This window comes from Eoetvoesiella caeni, from assembly GCF_003315175.1.
GTDB classification, from domain to species: Bacteria; Pseudomonadota; Gammaproteobacteria; order Burkholderiales; family Burkholderiaceae_B; genus Eoetvoesia; species Eoetvoesia caeni.
In genome coordinates this window covers 356240-375823 of sequence record NZ_QNRQ01000002.1, presented here as the reverse complement: position 1 = coordinate 375823, position 19584 = coordinate 356240, and the positions used below count along the sequence as shown (strand labels likewise).

At 57.6% G+C, this 19584-nt stretch carries 14 protein-coding genes and 4 tRNA genes; all 18 read left to right on the top strand.

All coding sequences use genetic code 11. The annotated features are described in order from the left end of the window. The first annotated feature begins 271 nt into the window (after nucleotides 1-271). The 18 genes from mnmG to rpoC all read left to right on the top strand — a co-directional run bounded on the left by mnmG (nucleotide 272) and on the right by rpoC (nucleotide 19502). Nucleotides 272-2188, top strand: coding sequence for a tRNA uridine-5-carboxymethylaminomethyl(34) synthesis enzyme MnmG (gene mnmG / locus DFR37_RS05410; RefSeq protein WP_113932202.1), 1917 nt, complete (start codon nucleotides 272-274; stop codon nucleotides 2186-2188). Then, nucleotides 2188-2862 (top strand): 16S rRNA (guanine(527)-N(7))-methyltransferase RsmG, encoded by a 675-nt coding sequence (rsmG, locus tag DFR37_RS05405; RefSeq protein ID WP_113932201.1) that lies wholly within the window; start codon nucleotides 2188-2190, stop codon nucleotides 2860-2862. The genes mnmG and rsmG overlap by 1 nt, the downstream gene beginning before the upstream one ends. Beyond that, nucleotides 2859-3695 (top strand): ParA family protein, encoded by an 837-nt coding sequence (locus DFR37_RS05400; RefSeq protein ID WP_113932200.1) that lies wholly within the window; start codon nucleotides 2859-2861, stop codon nucleotides 3693-3695. Before rsmG ends, DFR37_RS05400 begins: the two co-directional genes overlap by 4 nt. 12 nt (nucleotides 3696-3707) lie before the next feature. Then, entirely contained in the window at nucleotides 3708-4682 is a 975-nt protein-coding gene (locus DFR37_RS05395; RefSeq protein ID WP_113932199.1) for a ParB/RepB/Spo0J family partition protein, read from the top strand. Continuing rightward, nucleotides 4675-5658, top strand: coding sequence for an asparaginase (locus tag DFR37_RS05390; RefSeq protein WP_113932198.1), 984 nt, complete (start codon nucleotides 4675-4677; stop codon nucleotides 5656-5658). Before DFR37_RS05395 ends, DFR37_RS05390 begins: the two co-directional genes overlap by 8 nt. 69 nt (nucleotides 5659-5727) lie before the next feature. Next, nucleotides 5728-5814: transfer RNA gene (locus DFR37_RS05385), tRNA-Tyr, on the top strand. Between the two features lie 102 nt (nucleotides 5815-5916). After that, nucleotides 5917-5990: transfer RNA gene (locus DFR37_RS05380), tRNA-Gly, on the top strand. 60 nt (nucleotides 5991-6050) lie between these two features. Further along, nucleotides 6051-6125, top strand: a tRNA-Thr gene (locus DFR37_RS05375). 50 nt (nucleotides 6126-6175) lie between these two features. Beyond that, on the top strand, nucleotides 6176-7366 hold the full coding sequence (gene tuf / locus DFR37_RS05370; protein ID WP_113932197.1) for an elongation factor Tu: 1191 nt from the start codon (nucleotides 6176-6178) through the stop codon (nucleotides 7364-7366). A gap of 130 nt (nucleotides 7367-7496) precedes the next feature. Beyond that, nucleotides 7497-7572, top strand: a tRNA-Trp gene (locus tag DFR37_RS05365). 51 nt (nucleotides 7573-7623) lie between these two features. Continuing rightward, nucleotides 7624-8004 carry a preprotein translocase subunit SecE gene (secE, locus tag DFR37_RS05360; protein ID WP_113932196.1) on the top strand — a complete coding sequence of 127 codons (381 nt, stop codon included), beginning with the start codon at nucleotides 7624-7626 and terminating at the stop codon, nucleotides 8002-8004. A gap of 9 nt (nucleotides 8005-8013) precedes the next feature. Next, nucleotides 8014-8547: a transcription termination/antitermination protein NusG gene (gene nusG, locus DFR37_RS05355; protein WP_113932195.1), complete on the top strand. Its 534-nt coding sequence runs from the start codon at nucleotides 8014-8016 to the stop codon at nucleotides 8545-8547. 69 nt (nucleotides 8548-8616) lie between these two features. Then, nucleotides 8617-9051: a 50S ribosomal protein L11 gene (gene rplK, locus DFR37_RS05350; RefSeq protein ID WP_113932194.1), complete on the top strand. Its 435-nt coding sequence runs from the start codon at nucleotides 8617-8619 to the stop codon at nucleotides 9049-9051. Between the two features lie 2 nt (nucleotides 9052-9053). Further along, complete coding sequence (gene rplA / locus DFR37_RS05345) at nucleotides 9054-9749, top strand: 50S ribosomal protein L1 (RefSeq protein ID WP_113932193.1); 696 nt, start codon at nucleotides 9054-9056, stop codon at nucleotides 9747-9749. A 257-nt stretch (nucleotides 9750-10006) separates the two neighbouring features. Next, on the top strand, nucleotides 10007-10531 hold the full coding sequence (gene rplJ, locus DFR37_RS05340; RefSeq protein WP_113932192.1) for a 50S ribosomal protein L10: 525 nt from the start codon (nucleotides 10007-10009) through the stop codon (nucleotides 10529-10531). A gap of 72 nt (nucleotides 10532-10603) precedes the next feature. Continuing rightward, complete coding sequence (gene rplL / locus DFR37_RS05335; RefSeq protein ID WP_113932191.1) at nucleotides 10604-10981, top strand: 50S ribosomal protein L7/L12; 378 nt, start codon at nucleotides 10604-10606, stop codon at nucleotides 10979-10981. A 161-nt stretch (nucleotides 10982-11142) separates the two neighbouring features. Continuing rightward, a complete protein-coding gene (rpoB, locus tag DFR37_RS05330) occupies nucleotides 11143-15255 on the top strand; it encodes a DNA-directed RNA polymerase subunit beta (RefSeq protein WP_113932190.1) in 4113 nt (1370 codons plus the stop codon). Continuing rightward, complete coding sequence (gene rpoC, locus DFR37_RS05325) at nucleotides 15255-19502, top strand: DNA-directed RNA polymerase subunit beta' (RefSeq protein WP_113932189.1); 4248 nt, start codon at nucleotides 15255-15257, stop codon at nucleotides 19500-19502. The genes rpoB and rpoC overlap by 1 nt, the downstream gene beginning before the upstream one ends. Nucleotides 19503-19584 lie beyond the last annotated feature (82 nt).

Genomic DNA, 19584 nt, shown 5'->3' with positions numbered 1-19584 from the left:
CTATTCTATTGTTGCCGCTGCGCGCCATATTGATTAATAGTCCGCATGGCAATGATTACGTACTTGTTTGATTTGTTTCACGTGGAACAATGTGTTGGATGGTATCGTTACTTTGTGGCAGGCAGAAATTTCGAAACAATGTGTCTTTGTTGTTTTTTGATGAGCGTGGGCCAATCTGAGCCATCTATTACAAACTAAGCTCGTGTTTCACGTGAAACACTTGGGCACGAGAAGTATAATCAAGACCTTCTTACTGTTCATCAAGCAAAAAATGATTTACCCAGACGAATTCGACGTAATAGTCGTTGGTGGCGGCCACGCGGGAACCGAGGCTGCTTTGGCCTCAGCTCGAACCGGCGCCAAGACTTTACTGCTTACCCACAATATGGAAACCTTGGGGCAGATGTCTTGCAACCCTTCTATTGGGGGTATCGGCAAGGGTCATCTGGTTAAAGAGGTTGATGCGCTGGGCGGTGCCATGGCCTACGCCACAGACCAGGCGGGGATACAGTTTCGGATACTTAATCGTTCGAAAGGCCCAGCGGTACGCGCGACACGTGCACAGGCGGATAGATCCTTATATCGCAAGGCGATCAGAACGATATTGCAAAACCAGCCTAATCTTATGATTTTTCAGCAGGCAGTCGACGACCTGATGCTGGAAGGTGATCGTGTTGTTGGCGCGGTTACGCAAGTAGGTATCAAATTCAAGTCGAAAACCGTGGTGTTGACTGCAGGTACCTTCCTGAATGGATTGATTCACGTGGGGCTTGATCACTATTCAGGCGGTCGGGCGGGGGATCCACCGGCTATATCGCTCGGTCAAAGATTAAAAGAGTTGAAGCTGCCACAAGGTAGGCTTAAAACAGGAACTCCGCCGCGTATCGACGCACGCAGCATAGACTTTAGCCGTACAGAGGTTCAACCAGGAGACACCGATCCAATTCCCGTGTTCTCTTATCTTGGGTCTGCTGATATGCACCCAAGGCAGTTGCCTTGCTGGGTTACTCACACCAATGAAAAGACGCATGACATAGTGCGGTCTGGATTGGATCGTTCGCCGATGTACAGCGACAAGGGCGAGATCGAAGGTATAGGTCCCCGATATTGTCCGTCAATCGAAGACAAGATTCATCGTTTCGCCGACAAAGCCAGCCATCAGATATTTCTTGAGCCTGAAGGGCTGTCGACCAACGAAATCTATCCGAACGGCGTTTCCACGAGCTTGCCTTTCGATATACAGCTTGCGCTAGTGCGAAGCCTTCCCGGGCTGGAAAATGCGGTAATTATGCGGCCGGGCTATGCCATTGAATACGATTACTTCGATCCACGTGAAATCTCCGCCACTTTGGAGACACGAGCAATCAAAGGCTTGTTCTTTGCCGGACAGATCAATGGCACCACCGGCTACGAAGAAGCCGCGGCACAAGGTTTGTTGGCCGGTGTCAATGCAGCGCGCCAGTCTCAAGGCCTGGAAGGCTGGAGTCCAAAGCGTAACGAAGCATACCTGGGGGTCTTGGTCGATGACCTCATTACTCGCGGGGTTACAGAACCGTATCGTATGTTTACCTCCAGGGCGGAATACCGCCTAAGCTTGCGGGAAGACAATGCCGACCTTCGCTTGACGGAAATAGGGCGAGGCCTGGGGGTGATCGACGATGTGCGCTGGACAATGTTCAATCGCAAACGCGATGCCGTGGCAAACGAGGTCGAGCGGCTTAAATCCACTTGGGTCAATCCACGAATACTTTCCGAAGAAGCATCGATAGCTCTGCTGGGAAAGCATATTGAACGTGAGTACTCACTTTATGATTTGCTGAGACGCCCGGAGGTTTCCTACGATGCCTTGGTGCAACTGAAGGACACGAACGACCAGCAACTGGGCGGTCCGGGCCTGGCCGACGAGACAGCCGCAGAGCAAGTCGAAATCCAGGTCAAGTATGCGGGCTACGTAGCGCGCCAGCAGGACGAAGTGCAAAAGCAGGCCGCGCAGAACGAGCAGCCGATTCCAGCTGAGATCGACTATGACTCCATTACCAGCCTTTCCATCGAGGTGCGTCAGCGCTTGAAGGCTGCGCGGCCAACAACCGTGGGCCAGGCGGGCCGGGTATCGGGAGTCACCCCGGCGGCCATATCTTTGCTGCTTATACACATCAAACGATTGCAATACGGCAAGAAAGCAGCGTAATGGCACAGAACGATTTTGCGGCCCGTCTAAGCGACGCAGCGCTGAAGTTGGGGGTGCAGGCTACCCCCAGCCAATTGCAGGCCATGCTGGCCTACATAGAGCAAATGCAGCGGTGGAATCGCACCTACAACCTGACAGCAGTGCGCGACGCCAGTCAAATGCTGGTCCAGCATATTTTCGACAGCCTGGCCATATTTGAGCCATTGCGGCGGGCCTTGGGCAATGCTAATGTTTCGCTCACGCCCACGATTGTGGATGTGGGTTCGGGCGGTGGGCTTCCGGGCGTCGTGCTTGCCGCCATGGCTCCGTCATGGCAAGTGCATTGCGTCGATGCGGTCGAAAAGAAAATGGCATTCGTGTGCCAGATGTCCGGCGTATTGCGGCTGCCAAATTTGCATGCTGTGCATGCCCGCATTGAAAGTCTGCCGGCATTCAACGCCGATATCGTGGTTTCGCGGGCGTTTGCCTCGTTGCGCGACTTTGCAGTTTTGGCAGGGCCTCACGCGGCGCAAGGCGGTCGCTTGCTGGCAATGAAAGGGCGCGAACCCGTCGCCGAAATCGAGGCCCTCAAGCAGGAAACCGATTGGCGCGTGGAGCGCATTGAATCGTTGGCTGTGCCGGAACTGGATGCCCAACGTTGTTTAGTCTGGATGAGTCGTCAAGGAAACCCATGAGTCAGAATAGTGCCGGCGAAATCGCTAAGGTCTTTTGCATTGCAAACCAGAAGGGAGGGGTCGGCAAGACCACCACGGCAATAAACTTGGCGGCGGCCTTGGCCGCGCTGGGAAAAAAAATATTGCTTATCGACCTCGATCCCCAGGGCAATGCCACCATGGGCAGCGGCGTCGATAAAAACAAGGTTCAGTCCAATCTGTACCAAGTGCTACTTGGCGAGGCCAGCATCGAACAAACCCGGGTTCGTTCCGAAGCGGGCGGCTATGATGTGCTGCCGTCCAACCGCGAACTCTCGGGCGCCGAGATCGACCTTATCCAGATGGACCAGCGCGAACAGCAGCTAAAGCAAGCCATTGCTTTGGTTCTGGACCAATACGACTTCATTCTCATCGACTGCCCGCCCACCTTGTCGTTGCTTACCTTGAACGGGCTGGCTTCCGCGCATGGCGTGATCATTCCCATGCAGTGTGAATATTTCGCCCTGGAGGGCTTGTCCGACCTGGTCAACACGATCAAGCGCGTGCACAACAACATCAACCCGGATCTTCAGCTCATAGGCCTGTTGCGTGTCATGTTCGACGCGCGCGTAACGTTGCAGCAGCAAGTATCTGCGCAAATCGAAACCCATTTCGGCGACCGCGTCTTCAAGGCCGTCATCCCCCGCAACGTGCGTCTTGCCGAAGCTCCCAGCCACGGCTTGCCAGGAACGGTCTACGACAAGAATTCGCGTGGTGCAAAAGCGTATATCGAGTTTGGCAATGAGCTGGTGAAACGTGTCAAGAAAGAGGCGCTCAAGGCAATTGCCCAGCCGCCCCGCCAAGTCAATTTATAAGGAATATCGATCATGGCTACAAAGACAGCCGTAAAAACTGCGGCCAAGACTGCGGCAAAAGCTGCAACGAAAAAGCCAAAAGGCCTTGGCCGCGGCCTGGAAGCCCTGTTGGGCGCCGACGCCGCCGCGGTAGAGATTCTCGGCCGCACACCGGCCCAGGCCGACGCCCGCGTGCCTACGGCGCTTGACGTAAAGCTCATGGTTGCCGGCAAGTATCAGCCGCGCACCCGCATGGACGAAGGCGCCTTGAACGAACTGGCCGAATCCATACGTACCCAGGGCATCATGCAGCCTATTCTGGTGCGGCCGCTTGGTGGCGAGCACGCCGGAAAATACGAAATCATCGCCGGCGAACGGCGTTTTCGCGCGGCGCAGATCGCGGGCCTTGGCGAAGTGCCGGTGCTGGTTCGAGAAGTCGCCGATGAAAATGCCGCCATCATGGCGCTTATCGAGAACATCCAGCGTGAAGACCTCAACCCCCTGGAAGAAGCGCAGGGCGTCAAGCGCTTGCTGAACGAATTCGGGCTTACGCACGAACAGGCTGCCCAGGCGGTCGGGCGCTCGCGCTCGGCAACCAGCAATTTGCTGCGCCTGTTGAACCTGACTGGCCCGGTGCAGACCATGCTGCTGGCGGGCGATATCGACATGGGCCATGCCCGGGCTTTGCTGGCCACCGACGCGGCCCAGCAAATTCTGCTGGCCAACGAGATCATCGCCAAGCGCTTGTCGGTTCGTGAAACCGAGAAGCTGGTTGGACGCACCATCCGCGAAGCCGAAGAACCGCAAGCCCGTTTACCGCGCCAGGCTGTCGCGCAGTCCGGCGATGCCCGGCGTCTGGAAGCCGCGCTGTCCGATCAGTTGGGTACCAAAGTCACCCTTAAGATCAATGCGCGCAATCGCGGCCAGTTGCTTATCGATTTTCACGACTGGGAGCACTTGAATTCACTGCTGGAGCGCCAGGGGCTGGCCGGAGTCGTCGATGCCTGATCTGCGCCGTCCGCGCATTGCCGTCCTGGGAACGGGCGGTACTATTGCGGGCGTTGCGGCGCAGGGCCTGGGCTATCGGGCCGGCGGCATGTCGCTGCAAGACATCCTGACAGCGCTGCCAGGCCTGGAAGAGTGGCTGCATCTGGACTGCCAGCAGGTAGCCAATGTGGGCAGCCAGAATATCGTCTACGAAGACTGGCGCAGGCTGGCTTTTGCGGTGCAAGCCAGGCTCGACCTGGGCGATGTCGACGGCATTGTCATCACCCACGGTACCGATACGCTGGAAGAAACGGCCTACTTGCTGGACCTGGTCTTAAGTACCCGGGTCCCGGTGGTATTGACCGGAGCCATGCGCCCGGCCCACGCGCCCGGTTCCGACGGCGTGGCCAACCTGCTGTCCGCATTGGCGGTTGCCGCCAGTCCTTTGGCGGCGGGCCGGGGGGTGTTGGCTGTCATGAACCAGAAAATCCACTGCGCGCGCGATGTCCAGAAAATGGCGGCGTCTGGCCTGGACGCGTTCGCGTCGCCCAACAGCGGGCCTTTGGGTTGGGTGCACGATCGCGATATTGGCTTTTACGGCGCCGCGGCTCCGCAAAAGCCGCCTTTGTTTGGATCCTTGCCGGCGGCCCCGGCCAAGGTGCATGTCTTGTATTCACATGGTGGCCTGGACATTGACTTGCTGCGGGCCATGACGGCCCTGAAGCCGGACGGAATCGTGCTGGCCGGCGTGGGTAACGGCAATACCACCGACGAAGCGCTGGCTCTACTGGGTCAGGCGGCCGCCCAAGGCGTGGCAATCGTACGTGCCAGCCGCACCGGCTCGGGGCGCGTCGTGCGCAATATGGAAGTCGACGACGACAATGCCGGGTTTATTGTCGCGGGCAGCCTCAATCCGCAAAAAGCCCGCATTCTTCTTATGCTGGCGCTTGCCCAAAGCCCGGACGCGACCCAATTGCAGGATTATTTCCTTGCATGAATATTAAAAATACAATAAATGCTGTTTGACAAGCAAAAAAAAAACCTTCATAATCCGTGGTTCTCTTTTGGTGGGATGCCCGAGTGGTTAAAGGGGGCAGACTGTAAATCTGTTGACCTTGCGTCTACGTTGGTTCGAATCCAACTCCCACCACCAAAAGAGCTTGGCTTATGTATGCGGTTGTTTCAGCACCCCTGCGGCGCTGGCAAATAGCAGCATAAGTTGCTTTAAAAGCCGGGAATGAACAAGAATCCCCTCGCGGGTGTAGCTCAATGGTAGAGCAGAAGCCTTCCAAGCTTACGACGAGGGTTCGATTCCCTTCACCCGCTCCAGTTTTTTGGCGCTTGTTGTTGAAGTTTCCTTCGAAAACAAGCGGCATCAGAAAAGCAGTTGCCCATGTGGCTCAGTGGTAGAGCACTCCCTTGGTAAGGGAGAGGTCACGCGTTCGATCCGCGTCATGGGCACCAAACCGATTTATTCAATTTCACAGCGTAATTCCATAGTCAGGAGTCTAGCCATGGCAAAAGGTAAGTTTGAGCGGACCAAACCGCACGTAAACGTGGGCACGATTGGCCACGTTGACCACGGCAAAACGACGCTAACGGCGGCGATCACGACGGTGCTGGCCACGGCGTTCGGCGGCGAAGCCAAGGGCTACGCGCAAATTGACGCGGCTCCTGAAGAGAAGGCACGCGGCATCACGATCAACACCTCGCACGTCGAGTACGAAACGCAGGCGCGTCACTACGCGCACGTGGACTGCCCGGGCCACGCGGACTATGTCAAGAACATGATCACGGGTGCAGCACAAATGGACGGCGCCATTTTGGTGGTCTCGGCCGCAGACGGCCCCATGCCGCAAACGCGCGAGCACATCCTGCTCAGCCGCCAGGTCGGTGTGCCGTACATCATCGTGTTCCTGAACAAGGCCGACATGGTCGACGACGAAGAGTTGCTCGAGCTGGTCGAGATGGAAGTGCGCGAGCTGCTGTCCAAGTACGACTTCCCCGGCGACGACACCCCGATCATCAAGGGTTCGGCCAAGCTGGCGCTTGAAGGCGACGAAGGTCCTCTGGGCAAGCAAGCCATCATGCAATTGGCCGAAGCGCTGGACACGTACATCCCCACGCCCGAGCGCGCGGTGGACGGCACGTTCCTGATGCCTGTGGAAGACGTGTTCTCGATCTCGGGTCGCGGCACCGTCGTGACCGGTCGTATCGAGCGCGGCATTGTCAAGGTCGGCGAAGAAATCGAAATCGTCGGCATCAAAGACACGGTCAAGACCACTTGCACGGGCGTGGAAATGTTCCGCAAGCTGCTGGACCAGGGTCAGGCTGGCGACAACGTCGGTATCTTGCTGCGCGGCACCAAGCGTGAAGACGTCGAGCGCGGCCAGGTGTTGGCCAAGCCCGGTTCGATCAACCCGCACACGGAGTTCAGCTCCGAGGTGTACATCCTGTCCAAGGAAGAGGGTGGCCGTCACACGCCGTTCTTCAATGGCTATCGTCCCCAGTTTTACTTCCGCACGACGGACGTAACCGGCACGATTGACCTGCCCCAGGACAAGGAAATGGTTCTGCCCGGCGATAACGTGTCCATGACCGTCAAGCTGATTGCACCGATCGCCATGGAAGAAGGCCTGCGCTTCGCGATTCGCGAAGGCGGCCGTACCGTCGGCGCCGGCGTGGTAGCCAAAATCATCAAATAAGCGTTACAATGGTCGATTCAGCGGCTTGAGCGTAATATGCGCTCTTTGCCGCTGTAGTCGTCAAGGCAGCAAGAAAGCGGAAGGAAGTAGCAAAGGCTACCGGCGGGCTTGCTGCCGAATTTCAGGGTATAGGGGCATAGCTCAATTGGCAGAGCGTCGGTCTCCAAAACCGAAGGTTGTAGGTTCGATTCCTACTGCCCCTGCCACCATCGGCAGTACTGCATTCAGGCCGCGCATAGCGGGACACTCAACGGAATATGTCGAACAACAACGTAGAAACAGTTACCAGCACCCTCGACCGCGTAAAGTTGGCCCTGGCGCTGCTTGTTATCGTTGCCGGTATTGTTGCATTTTCCGTATTGGCCGACCAGCCTACGGTGGTGCGCGTCGGTATTTTCATAGGTAGTTTGGTAGTTGCTGCCTTCATTGCCTGGTTTAGCGAACCCGGTCGCCGCACTATCAGTTTCTCGCGCGACTCGTATAACGAGACCAAGCGTGTCATCTGGCCTACGCGCAAAGAAACCACCCAAATGACCGGCATCGTGTTTGCCTTCGTCGTTGCCATGGGCGCATTGCTTTGGCTGGTCGACAAGCTTTTGGGCTGGGTCATATACGGCCTGTTGCTGGGCTGGAAATAAAGGACGCACATGAGCAAGCGTTGGTATGTAGTCCATGTTTATTCCGGTATGGAAAAAAGCGTGCATAAGGCGTTGGTCGAGCGTATCGAACGCGCCGAACTGCAAACCTCCTTCGGGCGCATTCTGGTTCCTTCCGAAGAAGTTGTAGAAGTAAAAGGCGGCAAGAAGTCCATTTCCGAGCGCCGGATCTTTCCGGGTTATGTGCTGGTCGAAATGGACCTTACCGACGAAACCTGGCATTTGGTTAAAAACACCAACCGGGTTACCGGCTTTCTGGGCGGTTCCGGCAATCGGCCGGCTCCCATCTCCGACCGCGAAGTTCAAAAGATACTGTCGCAAATGGAAGAGGGCGTCGAAAAGCCCAAGCCTAAAGTTCTATTTGAAGTGGGCGAAATGGTCCGCGTCAAAGAAGGCCCGTTCGCCGACTTTAACGGCAACGTGGAAGATGTAAATTACGAGAAAAGCAAGGTGCGAGTGTCGGTTACGATTTTTGGCCGCGCCACCCCTGTGGAACTCGATTTCGGCCAGGTCGAAAAGACCTGATTTCAACCCCGGGGAGCCAAGCGGCCTGCATGAAGCAGCCTTGGCGCATGAACCCGCAAGGAGTACAGCATGGCGAAGAAAATCGTCGGCTTTATCAAGCTGCAAGTACCAGCTGGTAAGGCTAATCCGTCCCCCCCCATTGGCCCGGCTTTAGGTCAGCGCGGCCTGAACATCATGGAATTCTGCAAGGCGTTCAACGCCCAGACCCAAGGCGTCGAGCCCGGTTTGCCAATTCCTGTTGTCATTACCGCTTACGCCGACAAGAGCTTCACCTTCATCATGAAGACGCCGCCCGCGACGATCCTCATCAAGAAGGCGTCCGGTGTGCAAAAAGGTTCGCCGCGTCCCAACGCCGACAAGGTCGGTACCTTGACACGTGCGCAAGCCGAAGAAATCGCCAAGACCAAACAGCCCGATCTGACCGCCGCCGATCTGGACGCCGCTGTCCGCACGATCGCTGGCAGCGCCCGCAGCATGGGTATTACTGTTGAGGGAGTGGTTTAATCATGGCCAAACTTAGCAAACGCATTGCCGCCATTCAGGCAAAGATTGACAGCGCCAAGCTGTACCCGGTTGCCGAGGCGCTTGCCTTGGTTAAAGAAACCGCAACAGCCAAGTTCGACGAGTCCATCGATGTCGCCGTTCAGCTGGGGATCGACCCGAAAAAATCCGACCAGCTCGTGCGCGGCTCGGTGGTCTTGCCTGCCGGTACCGGCAAGTCGGTTCGTGTCGCCGTGTTCGCCCAAGGCGAAAAAGCCGAAGCCGCCAAGGCTGCCGGCGCCGATATCGTCGGCCTGGACGACCTGGCTGAAAGCATCAAGGCCGGCAATCTCGATTTCGATATCGTGATCGCTTCGCCCGACACCATGCGTGTTGTTGGCGCCCTGGGTCAAATCCTCGGCCCTCGCGGCCTGATGCCTAATCCCAAGGTCGGCACTGTTACGCCCGACGTTGTAACCGCCGTCAAGAATGCCAAGGCTGGTCAAGTGCAGTATCGCACCGACAAGGCCGGCATCATTCACGCCACAATCGGCCGCGCTTCGTTCGGCGTCGAGCAATTGCAGTCGAACCTTGCCGCTTTGGTCGACGCCTTGAACAAGGCTCGTCCCGCAGCATCCAAGGGTGTTTACATGCGCAAGCTGGCCGTTTCGTCCACGATGGGCGGCGGTGCTCGCGTAGAAATAGCTTCGCTCGCAGCTTAATCGTTTTAAGCTGCGACAAAAAAGGACTTTGGGCCGCATCCGAAAGGTATTCGGATGTTGCTGTCAAAGACCGCTGGAGCCTTGAACCAACCGCGCAAGCAACCGGTTCCGGGCTTAATCTCAGGTGTTTTTCAGTCTGAATCCAGCGTAGACGGCGCCCATGGAAGAATTCTTTTCAAAGAACTCGACCAGAGGTGCGCCGCATTCGGTAGACGCAAGGGACCCTCTCTTGCGTCATTAGATGGAGTGTTCAAACCGTGAGTCTCAATCGTCAAGAGAAGGCGGTAGTCATCGAAGAAGTCGCTGCACAAGTTGCAACCGCCGAATCGATCATTATCGCAGAGTACCGTGGTCTGGACGTCGCTTCCGTCACCGTATTGCGCAAACAAGCGCGTGAGTCGGGTGTGTATCTGCGTGTTCTCAAGAACTCGTTGGTTCGTCGTGCTGTAGCCGGAACGCCTTTCGAGGCACTGACGGCACAGATGACCGGTCCGCTGATGTATGGCATCAGCAAAGATCCGGTTTCGGCGGCAAAAGTACTCGCCGGTTTCGCAAAGACTAACGATAAGCTGGCTATTCAAGGCGGGGCATTGCCCAATAACGTCCTTGGCCAGGATGGCGTAATGGCTTTGGCCACCATGCCGTCTCGTGAAGAGTTGCTGTCGAAACTGTTGGGCACCATGCAGGCACCCGTCGCGCAATTTGTGCGTACGCTCAATGAAGTTCCCACAAAGTTCGTGCGTGGCCTTGCGGCTGTGCGCGACCAGAAAGAAGCTGCGTAAGCGGTTTCGGACTTCGTTGAACGACCTAGCGACACCCAACCCTGGCATTTATTTATATTTGGAGTTCTACAAATGGCATTAAGCAAAACAGAAATCCTCGACGCGGTCGCAAGCTTGACCGTGCTCGAATTGTCCGAACTGATCAAGGACATGGAAGAGAAATTCGGCGTGTCGGCTGCTGCCGCCGCTGTGGCTGTTGCAGCTCCTGCTGCCGCTGGCGCAGCTGCTGCTGAAGAAAAGACTGAATTCGACGTTATTTTGGCCGAAGTCGGCGCTAACAAAGTTAGCGTGATTAAAGCTGTGCGCGAAATCACCGGTCTCGGCCTGAAAGAAGCGAAAGACCTCGTTGACGGTGCCCCTAAGGCCGTTAAGGAAGCCATTTCGAAGGCTGACGCTGAAGCCGCCCAGAAGAAGCTTGAAGAAGCTGGTGCAAAAGTCGAGCTGAAATAAGCTTTTTTTGCCGGCCCGGGAAGGAAAAAAGCCTTCCCGGGCTTTTGCGTTTCCAGAAAACCCGTGTTTGGTGTTGTATTTTTACCCAAGCCGGGTTCTGTGGAGTCGTAAACCGGGGCCGTGGTTGACGGCCCATGTAACCCCCTCGAGTCGGAGTGCTCATGCCTTATTCGTACACCGAAAAAAAGCGCATACGTAAGAGCTTCGCCAAACGTGAAGACGTTCAAAACGTCCCCTACCTTTTGGCGACTCAACTGCAATCATTCTTAACATTTTTGCAGGCGGATACACAATCTTCCAAACGTAAAGACGAAGGCCTTCAGGCTGCCTTTACATCAATATTTCCTATAGTTAGCCACAACCAGATGGCACGTCTGGAGTTCGTCAGCTATGTGCTGGGCGAGCCCGTCTTCGACGTTAAAGAGTGCCAGCTCCGGGGCTTGACCTATGCGTCCCCGCTGCGCGCCAAAGTGCGCCTGGTGCTGATGGATCGCGAAGTCAGCAAGCCAACCATCAAGGAAGTGAAAGAGCAAGAAGTATACATGGGCGAAATTCCGCTCATGACCGATACCGGCTCTTTCGTCATCAACGGCACCGAGCGCGTTATCGTGTCGCAGCTGCACCGTTCGCCTGGCGTGTTCTTCGAACACGACCGCGGCAAGACCCATAGCTCGGGCAAGCTGCTGTTCTCGGCCCGCGTGATTCCTTATCGCGGCTCGTGGCTGGACTTCGAGTTCGACCCCAAGGACGTCTTGTTCTTCCGTGTCGACCGCCGCCGCAAGATGGCTGTCACCATACTGCTTAAAGCTATCGGCATGACGCCCGAAAGCATCCTGGCCCACTTCTTCGATTTCGATCACTTCGACATCAAGAAAGAAGGCGGCATGCTCGAGTTCGTGTCCGAGCGCTGGAAGGGCGAAGTTGCGCGCTTCGACATCACCGATCGCAGCGGCGCCGTCATCGTCGAAAAAGACAAGCGCATCAATGCCAAGCATCTGCGCGACCTGGCTGCCGCCAAGGTCGAGTACATCTCCGTGCCCGAAGACTTCCTGCTGGGCCGGGTACTGGCCAAGAACGTGGTCAACCCCGAAACGGGCGAAGTCATTGCCAATGCCAATGACGAGATCACCGAAGGTGTGCTGGCCGATTTGCGCGCCGCGAACATCCACGAAATGCAAACCCTGTACACCAACGATCTCGATCGCGGTCCCTACATTTCGCAAACGTTGCGCACCGATGAAACCGCCGACCAGATGGCCGCGCGCGTTGCCATCTACCGCATGATGCGTCCCGGCGAGCCTCCCACCGAAGAGGCCGTCGAGGCACTGTTCCAGCGCCTGTTCTACAGCGAAGACGCCTACGACCTGTCGCGCGTTGGCCGCATGAAGGTCAACAGCCGTCTGGGCCGTGGCGAAGACATCACGGGTCCCATGACCCTGACCAACGAAGACATCCTTGAAACCATCAAGGTATTGGTCGAATTGCGTAACGGCCGCGGCCAGATCGACGACATCGATCACCTGGGCAATCGCCGTGTGCGTTGCGTGGGCGAGCTGGCCGAAAACCAGTTCCGTGCCGGTTTGGTCCGTGTCGAGCGCGCTGTCAAAGAACGTCTTGGCCAGGCCGAGACCGAAAACCTCATGCCGCATGACCTGATCAACTCCAAGCCGATTTCCGCGGCGATCAAAGAGTTCTTCGGTTCGAGCCAATTGTCGCAGTTCATGGACCAAACCAACCCCTTGTCCGAAATCACGCACAAGCGCCGCGTTTCGGCATTGGGACCTGGCGGTTTGACTCGCGAACGCGCGGGCTTCGAAGTGCGCGACGTGCATCCCACGCATTACGGCCGTGTGTGCCCGATCGAAACGCCGGAAGGTCCGAACATCGGCCTGATCAACTCCATGGCCTTGTACGCCCGTCTTAACGAGTATGGTTTCCTCGAGACCCCGTACCGCAAGATTATCGACGGCAAAGTCAGCGAGCAAATCGACTACCTGTCGGCCATCGAAGAAAGCCACTACGTCATTGCGCAGGCCAACGCCGAGCTCGACGCCGAAGGCCGCTTCACCGACGACCTGGTCGCTTGCCGCGAAGCCGGCGAAACCATGCTGACATCGCCGACCAACGTGCATTACATGGACGTTGCGCCTTCGCAGATCGTGTCGGTTGCCGCTTCGCTCATTCCGTTCCTCGAGCACGACGACGCAAACCGGGCCCTGATGGGTGCCAACATGCAGCGTCAGGCCGTGCCTTGCCTGCGCCCTGAAAAGCCGCTGGTAGGTACAGGTATCGAGCGCACCGTGGCCGTCGACTCCGGTACGACCGTGCAAGCCATCCGTGGCGGCCTGGTCGACCATGTCGACGCCGAGCGTGTGGTTATTCGGGTCAACGACGATGAAAACGTCGCCGGCGAAGTCGGTGTCGACATCTACAACCTCATCAAGTACACGCGTTCCAACCAGAACACGAACATCAACCAGCGTCCTATCGTCAAACGCGGCGACATCGTCGCGCGCGGCGACGTGCTGGCCGATGGCGCATCGACCGACCTGGGCGAACTCGCCCTGGGCCAGAACATGCTTATCGCGTTCATGCCCTGGAACGGCTACAACTTCGAGGATTCGATTCTCATCTCCGAGAAAATCGTGGCCGACGACCGCTATACGTCGATCCACATCGAAGAGCTTACTGTTGTTGCCCGCGACACCAAGCTTGGTGCGGAAGAAATCACGCGCGACATCAGCAACCTGGCTGAAACCCAATTGAATCGCCTGGACGATTCGGGCATCGTGCACATCGGCGCCGAAGTGCGCGCCGATGACGTACTGGTCGGCAAGGTTACACCCAAGGGCGAAACCCAGCTTACCCCCGAAGAAAAACTGCTCCGTGCAATTTTCGGCGAAAAAGCCTCCGACGTTAAAGACACCTCGCTGCGCGTGCCTTCGGGCATGATCGGCACGGTCATCGACGTTCAGGTCTTCACCCGCGAAGGCATCGAGCGCGACAAGCGCGCCCAGTCCATCATCGACGACGAACTGCGCCGCTATCGCCAGGACTTGAACGACCAGTTGCGTATCGTCGAAGACGATACCTTCGATCGTATCGAGAAATTCCTGGTCGGCAAGACCGTCAACGGCGGCCCGCGCAAGCTGGCCAAGGGTACGGTCCTGGCCAAGGACTATCTGGCCGACCTGGACCGCTGGCAGTGGTTCGACATTCGCCTGTCTGATGAGTCGCATGCGGTTCAACTCGAGCAAGGCAAAGAGTCGCTTGAACAGAAACGCCACCAGTTCGACCTGGCCTTCGAAGAAAAGCGCAAGAAGCTGACGCAAGGCGACGAGCTGCCCCCCGGCGTGCTCAAGATGATCAAGGTCTACCTGGCCGTCAAGCGCCGCCTGCAGCCTGGCGACAAGATGGCCGGCCGTCACGGCAACAAGGGTGTTGTTTCGCGCATTACGCCTATCGAAGACATGCCGCACATGGCCGACGGAACTCCCGCCGACATCGTTCTTAACCCGCTGGGCGTGCCTTCGCGGATGAACGTCGGACAGGTTCTTGAGGTGCATTTGGGCTGGGCCGCAAAAGGCCTGGGCCAGCGTGTTGCTGAAATGATCAACGAAGAAAAGACGGTGCAGGTCAAGAGCATCCGCGCTTATCTCGAAAAGGTCTACAACAGCAGCGGCACCCCGGCTCACCTCGAGCAGCTCAGCGATGACGAAATCATCGAGATGGCGCGCAATCTCAAGAACGGCGTGCCTCTGGCAACCCCCGTTTTCGACGGCGCCACCGAAGAAGAAATCGGCAAGATGCTCGAACTGGCCTACCCCGACGACGTCGCCGAGCGCCTCAAGCTGACTCCCAGCCGCACGCAGGCATGGTTGTTCGACGGACGTACCGGCGAACAGTTCGAACGTCCCGTCACGGTCGGCTACATGCACTACCTGAAGCTGCATCACCTTGTCGACGACAAGATGCATGCCCGCTCTACCGGTCCGTACTCCCTGGTTACCCAGCAGCCGCTGGGAGGCAAGGCGCAGTTCGGTGGACAGCGTTTCGGGGAGATGGAAGTCTGGGCGCTGGAAGCCTACGGTGCGTCGTACACCTTGCAGGAAATGCTTACCGTCAAGTCCGACGATATTGCAGGCCGTACCAAGGTTTACGAGAACATCGTCAAGGGCGACCACGTCATCGATGCCGGCATGCCTGAATCGTTCAACGTCCTGGTTAAGGAAATTCGATCCCTGTCTCTGGACATGGATCTGGAGCGTAAATAATGAAAGCGCTACTCGATCTTTTCAAACAAGTCTCGCAAGACGAGCAATTCGACGCCATCAAGATTGGTATTGCGTCGCCTGAAAAGGTGCGCTCTTGGTCTTATGGCGAGGTGCGCAAGCCTGAAACGATTAACTATCGTACTTTCAAGCCCGAGCGCGACGGTTTGTTCTGCGCCAAGATTTTCGGGCCTATCAAGGACTACGAATGTCTTTGCGGCAAGTACAAGCGCCTTAAGCATCGCGGTGTCATTTGCGAAAAATGCGGCGTCGAAGTCACAGTCGCCAAAGTTCGCCGCGAGCGTATGGGCCACATCGAACTGGCCAGCCCGGTTGCGCACATCTGGTTCCTGAAGAGCCTGCCGTCGCGTCTGGGCATGGTTCTGGACATGACCTTGCGCGACATCGAACGCGTGCTTTACTTTGAAGCATGGTGCGTTATCGAACCGGGTATGACGCCGCTCAAGCGCGGCCAGATCATGTCCGACGACGACTACCTTGCCAAGACCGAAGAGTACGGCGACGACTTCCATGCCCTGATGGGCGCGGAAGCCGTGCGCGAATTGTTGCGCACCATCGATATCGACCGCGACGTCGAAACGCTGCGCGCCGAACTCAAGGCCACTTCGTCCGACGCCAAGATCAAGAAGATCTCCAAGCGCCTGAAGGTGCTGGAAGGCTTCCAGAAGTCGGGCATCAAGCCCGAATGGATGGTCATGGAAGTGCTGCCCGTGCTGCCTCCCGACCTGCGTCCCCTGGTGCCGCTGGACGGCGGCCGTTTCGCCACGTCGGACCTGAACGACCTGTATCGCCGCGTCATCAACCGCAACAACCGCCTCAAGCGCTTGCTCGAGCTCAAGGCGCCGGACATCATCCTGCGCAACGAGAAGCGCATGCTGCAAGAGTCGGTCGACTCGCTGCTGGATAACGGCCGCCGCGGTAAAGCCATGACCGGCGCCAACAAGCGCCAGCTCAAGTCGCTGGCCGACATGATCAAGGGCAAGAGCGGCCGTTTCCGCCAGAACTTGCTGGGTAAGCGCGTCGACTACTCGGGCCGTTCCGTCATTGTGGTGGGTCCGCAGCTCAAGCTGCATCAGTGCGGTCTGCCCAAGCTGATGGCTCTTGAACTGTTCAAGCCTTTCATCTTCAATCGCCTTGAAATGATGGGCCTGGCTACCACCATCAAGGCCGCCAAGCGCCTGGTCGAAAGCCAGGAGCCTGTGGTCTGGGACATCCTTGAAGAAGTCATCCGCGAACACCCGGTCATGCTCAACCGTGCGCCAACGCTGCACCGTTTGGGCATCCAGGCATTCGAGCCGGTGCTGATCGAAGGCAAGGCCATCCAGCTTCACCCGCTGGTTTGCGCCGCCTTCAACGCCGACTTCGACGGCGACCAGATGGCTGTTCACGTCCCTCTGTCGCTTGAAGCGCAGCTGGAAGCCCGTACCTTGATGCTGGCCTCGAACAACATTCTGTTCCCGGCCAACGGCGAGCCTTCCATCGTGCCGTCCCAGGACATTGTGCTGGGTCTGTACTACACCACCCGCGAACGTATCAACGGCAAGGGCGAAGGCATGTTCCTGACGGACGTGTCCGAGGTGCAGCGCGCTTACGACAGCAACGAAGTCGAACTGCAAACGCGCATTACCGTGCGCCTGAACGAGTTCGAAAAGGATGCTGCCGGCGAATGGCAGCCTGTATTGCGCCGCTTCGAAACCACGGTCGGCCGTGCGCTGTTGTCCGAGATCCTGCCCAAGGGCCTGCCCTTCTCGGTGCTTAACCGCGCCCTGAAGAAAAAGGAAATTTCGCGCCTGATCAACCAGTCGTTCCGTCGCTGCGGCCTGCGCGCCACGGTGATCTTCGCCGACAAGCTCATGCAGTCCGGCTTCCGCCTGGCAACGCGCGGCGGTATTTCCATCGCCATGGGCGACATGCTGATCCCATCGGTCAAGGAAGAAATCCTTGCCCAGGCCAGCAAAGAGGTCAAAGAGATCGACAAGCAGTACTCGTCGGGTCTGGTTACCTCGCAAGAGCGTTACAACAACGTGGTCGACATCTGGGGCAAGGCCGGCGATAAAGTCGGCAAGGCCATGATGGAACAGCTTGCCACCGAGCCGGTCACCGACCGCCATGGCGACGAAGTCCGCCAAGAGTCGTTCAATTCCATCTACATGATGGCCGACTCCGGCGCCCGCGGTTCGGCTGCTCAGATTCGCCAGCTGGCCGGTATGCGCGGCCTGATGGCCAAGCCTGACGGCTCGATTATCGAAACGCCGATTACCGCCAACTTCCGTGAAGGCCTGAACGTACTGCAGTACTTCATCTCGACTCACGGCGCACGTAAAGGCCTGGCCGACACCGCGCTTAAAACCGCCAACTCCGGTTACCTTACGCGCCGTCTGGTCGATGTGACGCAGGACCTGGTCATTACCGAGCGCGATTGCGGCACTTCCCATGGCTACACCATGAAAGCCGTGGTCGAAGGCGGCGAGGTCATCGAGCCGTTGCGCGACCGCGTTCTGGGCCGTGTTACCGCCAGCGACATCGTCAATCCGGACAATCAGGAAACCGCGATCGCCGCCAACACTTTGTTGGACGAAGATCTGGTCGAACTGATCGACAGCCTGGGCGTTGACGAAGTCAAGGTGCGTACTCCGCTGACTTGCGAAACGCGCCACGGTTTGTGCGCGCATTGCTACGGCCGCGACCTGGGCCGGGGTTCCATGGTCAGCCGCGGTGAAGCGGTCGGCGTTATCGCTGCGCAGTCGATCGGCGAGCCGGGTACCCAGCTTACGATGCGTACCTTCCACATCGGTGGTGCGGCATCGCGTGCAGCCATGGCAAGCTCGGTCGAAACCAAGTCTGCCGGTACGGTGGGCTTTGCATTGACCATCCGCTATGTCACCAACGCCAAGGGCGAACGGATCGCGATTTCCCGTTCCGGCGAAATCGTCATCTTTGATGACAATCGTCGCGAACGCGAACGCCACAAGATCCCCTACGGTGCAACGATTGCCGTGGGCGACGGCGACACCATCAAGGCCGGCGAACGCCTGGCAAGCTGGGATCCGCTGACGCGCCCCATCGTGTCCGAGTATGCCGGCAGCGTCCGCTTCGAAAACATCGAAGAAGGCGCAACGGTAGCCAAGCAGCTCGACGAAGTCACCGGTCTGTCGACGCTTGTGGTCATCACGCCTAAAACGCGTGGCGGCAAGACGATGATGCGTCCGCAAATCAAGCTCCTCAACGATGCTGGCGAAGAAGTCAAGATCGCGGGCACCGACCACTCGGTGAATATCTCCTTCCCGGTGGGCGCGCTGATTACCGTGCGTGATGGACAGCAGGTCAATGTCGGCGAAGTCCTGGCGCGTATTCCCCAAGAATCGCAAAAGACTCGTGACATTACCGGTGGTCTGCCCCGCGTGGCCGAGCTCTTCGAAGCCCGTTCGCCCAAAGACGCCGGCATGTTGGCCGATGTCACCGGCACGGTTTCGTTCGGCAAGGACACCAAGGGCAAGCAGCGTCTGGTCATTACCGACCTGGACGGCGTCAGCCACGAGTTCCTGATTCCCAAGGAAAAACAGGTTCTGGTGCACGACGGTCAAGTCGTCAACAAGGGCGAGATGATTGTCGACGGCCCGGCCGATCCGCACGACATCCTGCGTTTGCAAGGTATCGAGCGCCTGGCCACGTACGTCGTCAACGAAGTCCAGGACGTGTACCGTCTGCAGGGCGTGAAGATCAACGACAAGCACATCGAAGTGATTGTTCGCCAGATGTTGCGCCGTGTGAACATCAGCGATGCAGGCGACACCAGCTTCATCACGGGTGAACAGGTCGAACGCTCTGAACTGCTGAACGAAAACGATCGCATGGAGGCCGATGGCAAGCTTACAGCTTCGTACGACAACGTACTGCTGGGTATTACCAAGGCATCCCTGTCGACCGACTCGTTCATCTCGGCCGCATCGTTCCAGGAAACCACGCGAGTCCTGACCGAAGCCGCCATCATGGGCAAACGCGACGACTTGCGCGGCCTCAAGGAAAACGTCATTGTCGGCCGCCTTATCCCGGCGGGTACCGGCATGGCCTACCATATGGCCCGCAAGGAAAAAGAGCGCCTCGAAGACGTCGAACGCCAAGCCGCCCGCGCCCTGGCCAATCCTTTCGAGGATGCGCCTGTGGCAGTGGTTGCTGAAACGCAAGAAGACCAGGCTTCGGATCAAGAAGCAGGTTCGACCGAAGAGTAATCATCACTTAAGTGCTCAAAAAACGCCAGGCGGTCATTCTGTCTGGCGTTTTTTTTGCGGTGATGGCGCGCACGGCTAAATG

Bases quoted from the DNA above. Each gene is read 5' to 3' on its own strand.
- mnmG (WP_113932202.1), top strand. From the start codon at position 272: ATGATTTACCCAGACGAATTCGACGTAATAGTCGTTGGTGGCGGCCAC.
- rsmG (WP_113932201.1), top strand. From the start codon at position 2,188: ATGGCACAGAACGATTTTGCGGCCCGTCTAAGCGACGCAGCGCTGAAG.
- DFR37_RS05400 (WP_113932200.1), top strand. From the start codon at position 2,859: ATGAGTCAGAATAGTGCCGGCGAAATCGCTAAGGTCTTTTGCATTGCA.
- DFR37_RS05395 (WP_113932199.1), top strand. From the start codon at position 3,708: ATGGCTACAAAGACAGCCGTAAAAACTGCGGCCAAGACTGCGGCAAAA.
- DFR37_RS05390 (WP_113932198.1), top strand. From the start codon at position 4,675: ATGCCTGATCTGCGCCGTCCGCGCATTGCCGTCCTGGGAACGGGCGGT.
- tuf (WP_113932197.1), top strand. From the start codon at position 6,176: ATGGCAAAAGGTAAGTTTGAGCGGACCAAACCGCACGTAAACGTGGGC.
- secE (WP_113932196.1), top strand. From the start codon at position 7,624: ATGTCGAACAACAACGTAGAAACAGTTACCAGCACCCTCGACCGCGTA.
- nusG (WP_113932195.1), top strand. From the start codon at position 8,014: ATGAGCAAGCGTTGGTATGTAGTCCATGTTTATTCCGGTATGGAAAAA.
- rplK (WP_113932194.1), top strand. From the start codon at position 8,617: ATGGCGAAGAAAATCGTCGGCTTTATCAAGCTGCAAGTACCAGCTGGT.
- rplA (WP_113932193.1), top strand. From the start codon at position 9,054: ATGGCCAAACTTAGCAAACGCATTGCCGCCATTCAGGCAAAGATTGAC.
- rplL (WP_113932191.1), top strand. From the start codon at position 10,604: ATGGCATTAAGCAAAACAGAAATCCTCGACGCGGTCGCAAGCTTGACC.
- rpoB (WP_113932190.1), top strand. From the start codon at position 11,143: ATGCCTTATTCGTACACCGAAAAAAAGCGCATACGTAAGAGCTTCGCC.
- rpoC (WP_113932189.1), top strand. From the start codon at position 15,255: ATGAAAGCGCTACTCGATCTTTTCAAACAAGTCTCGCAAGACGAGCAA.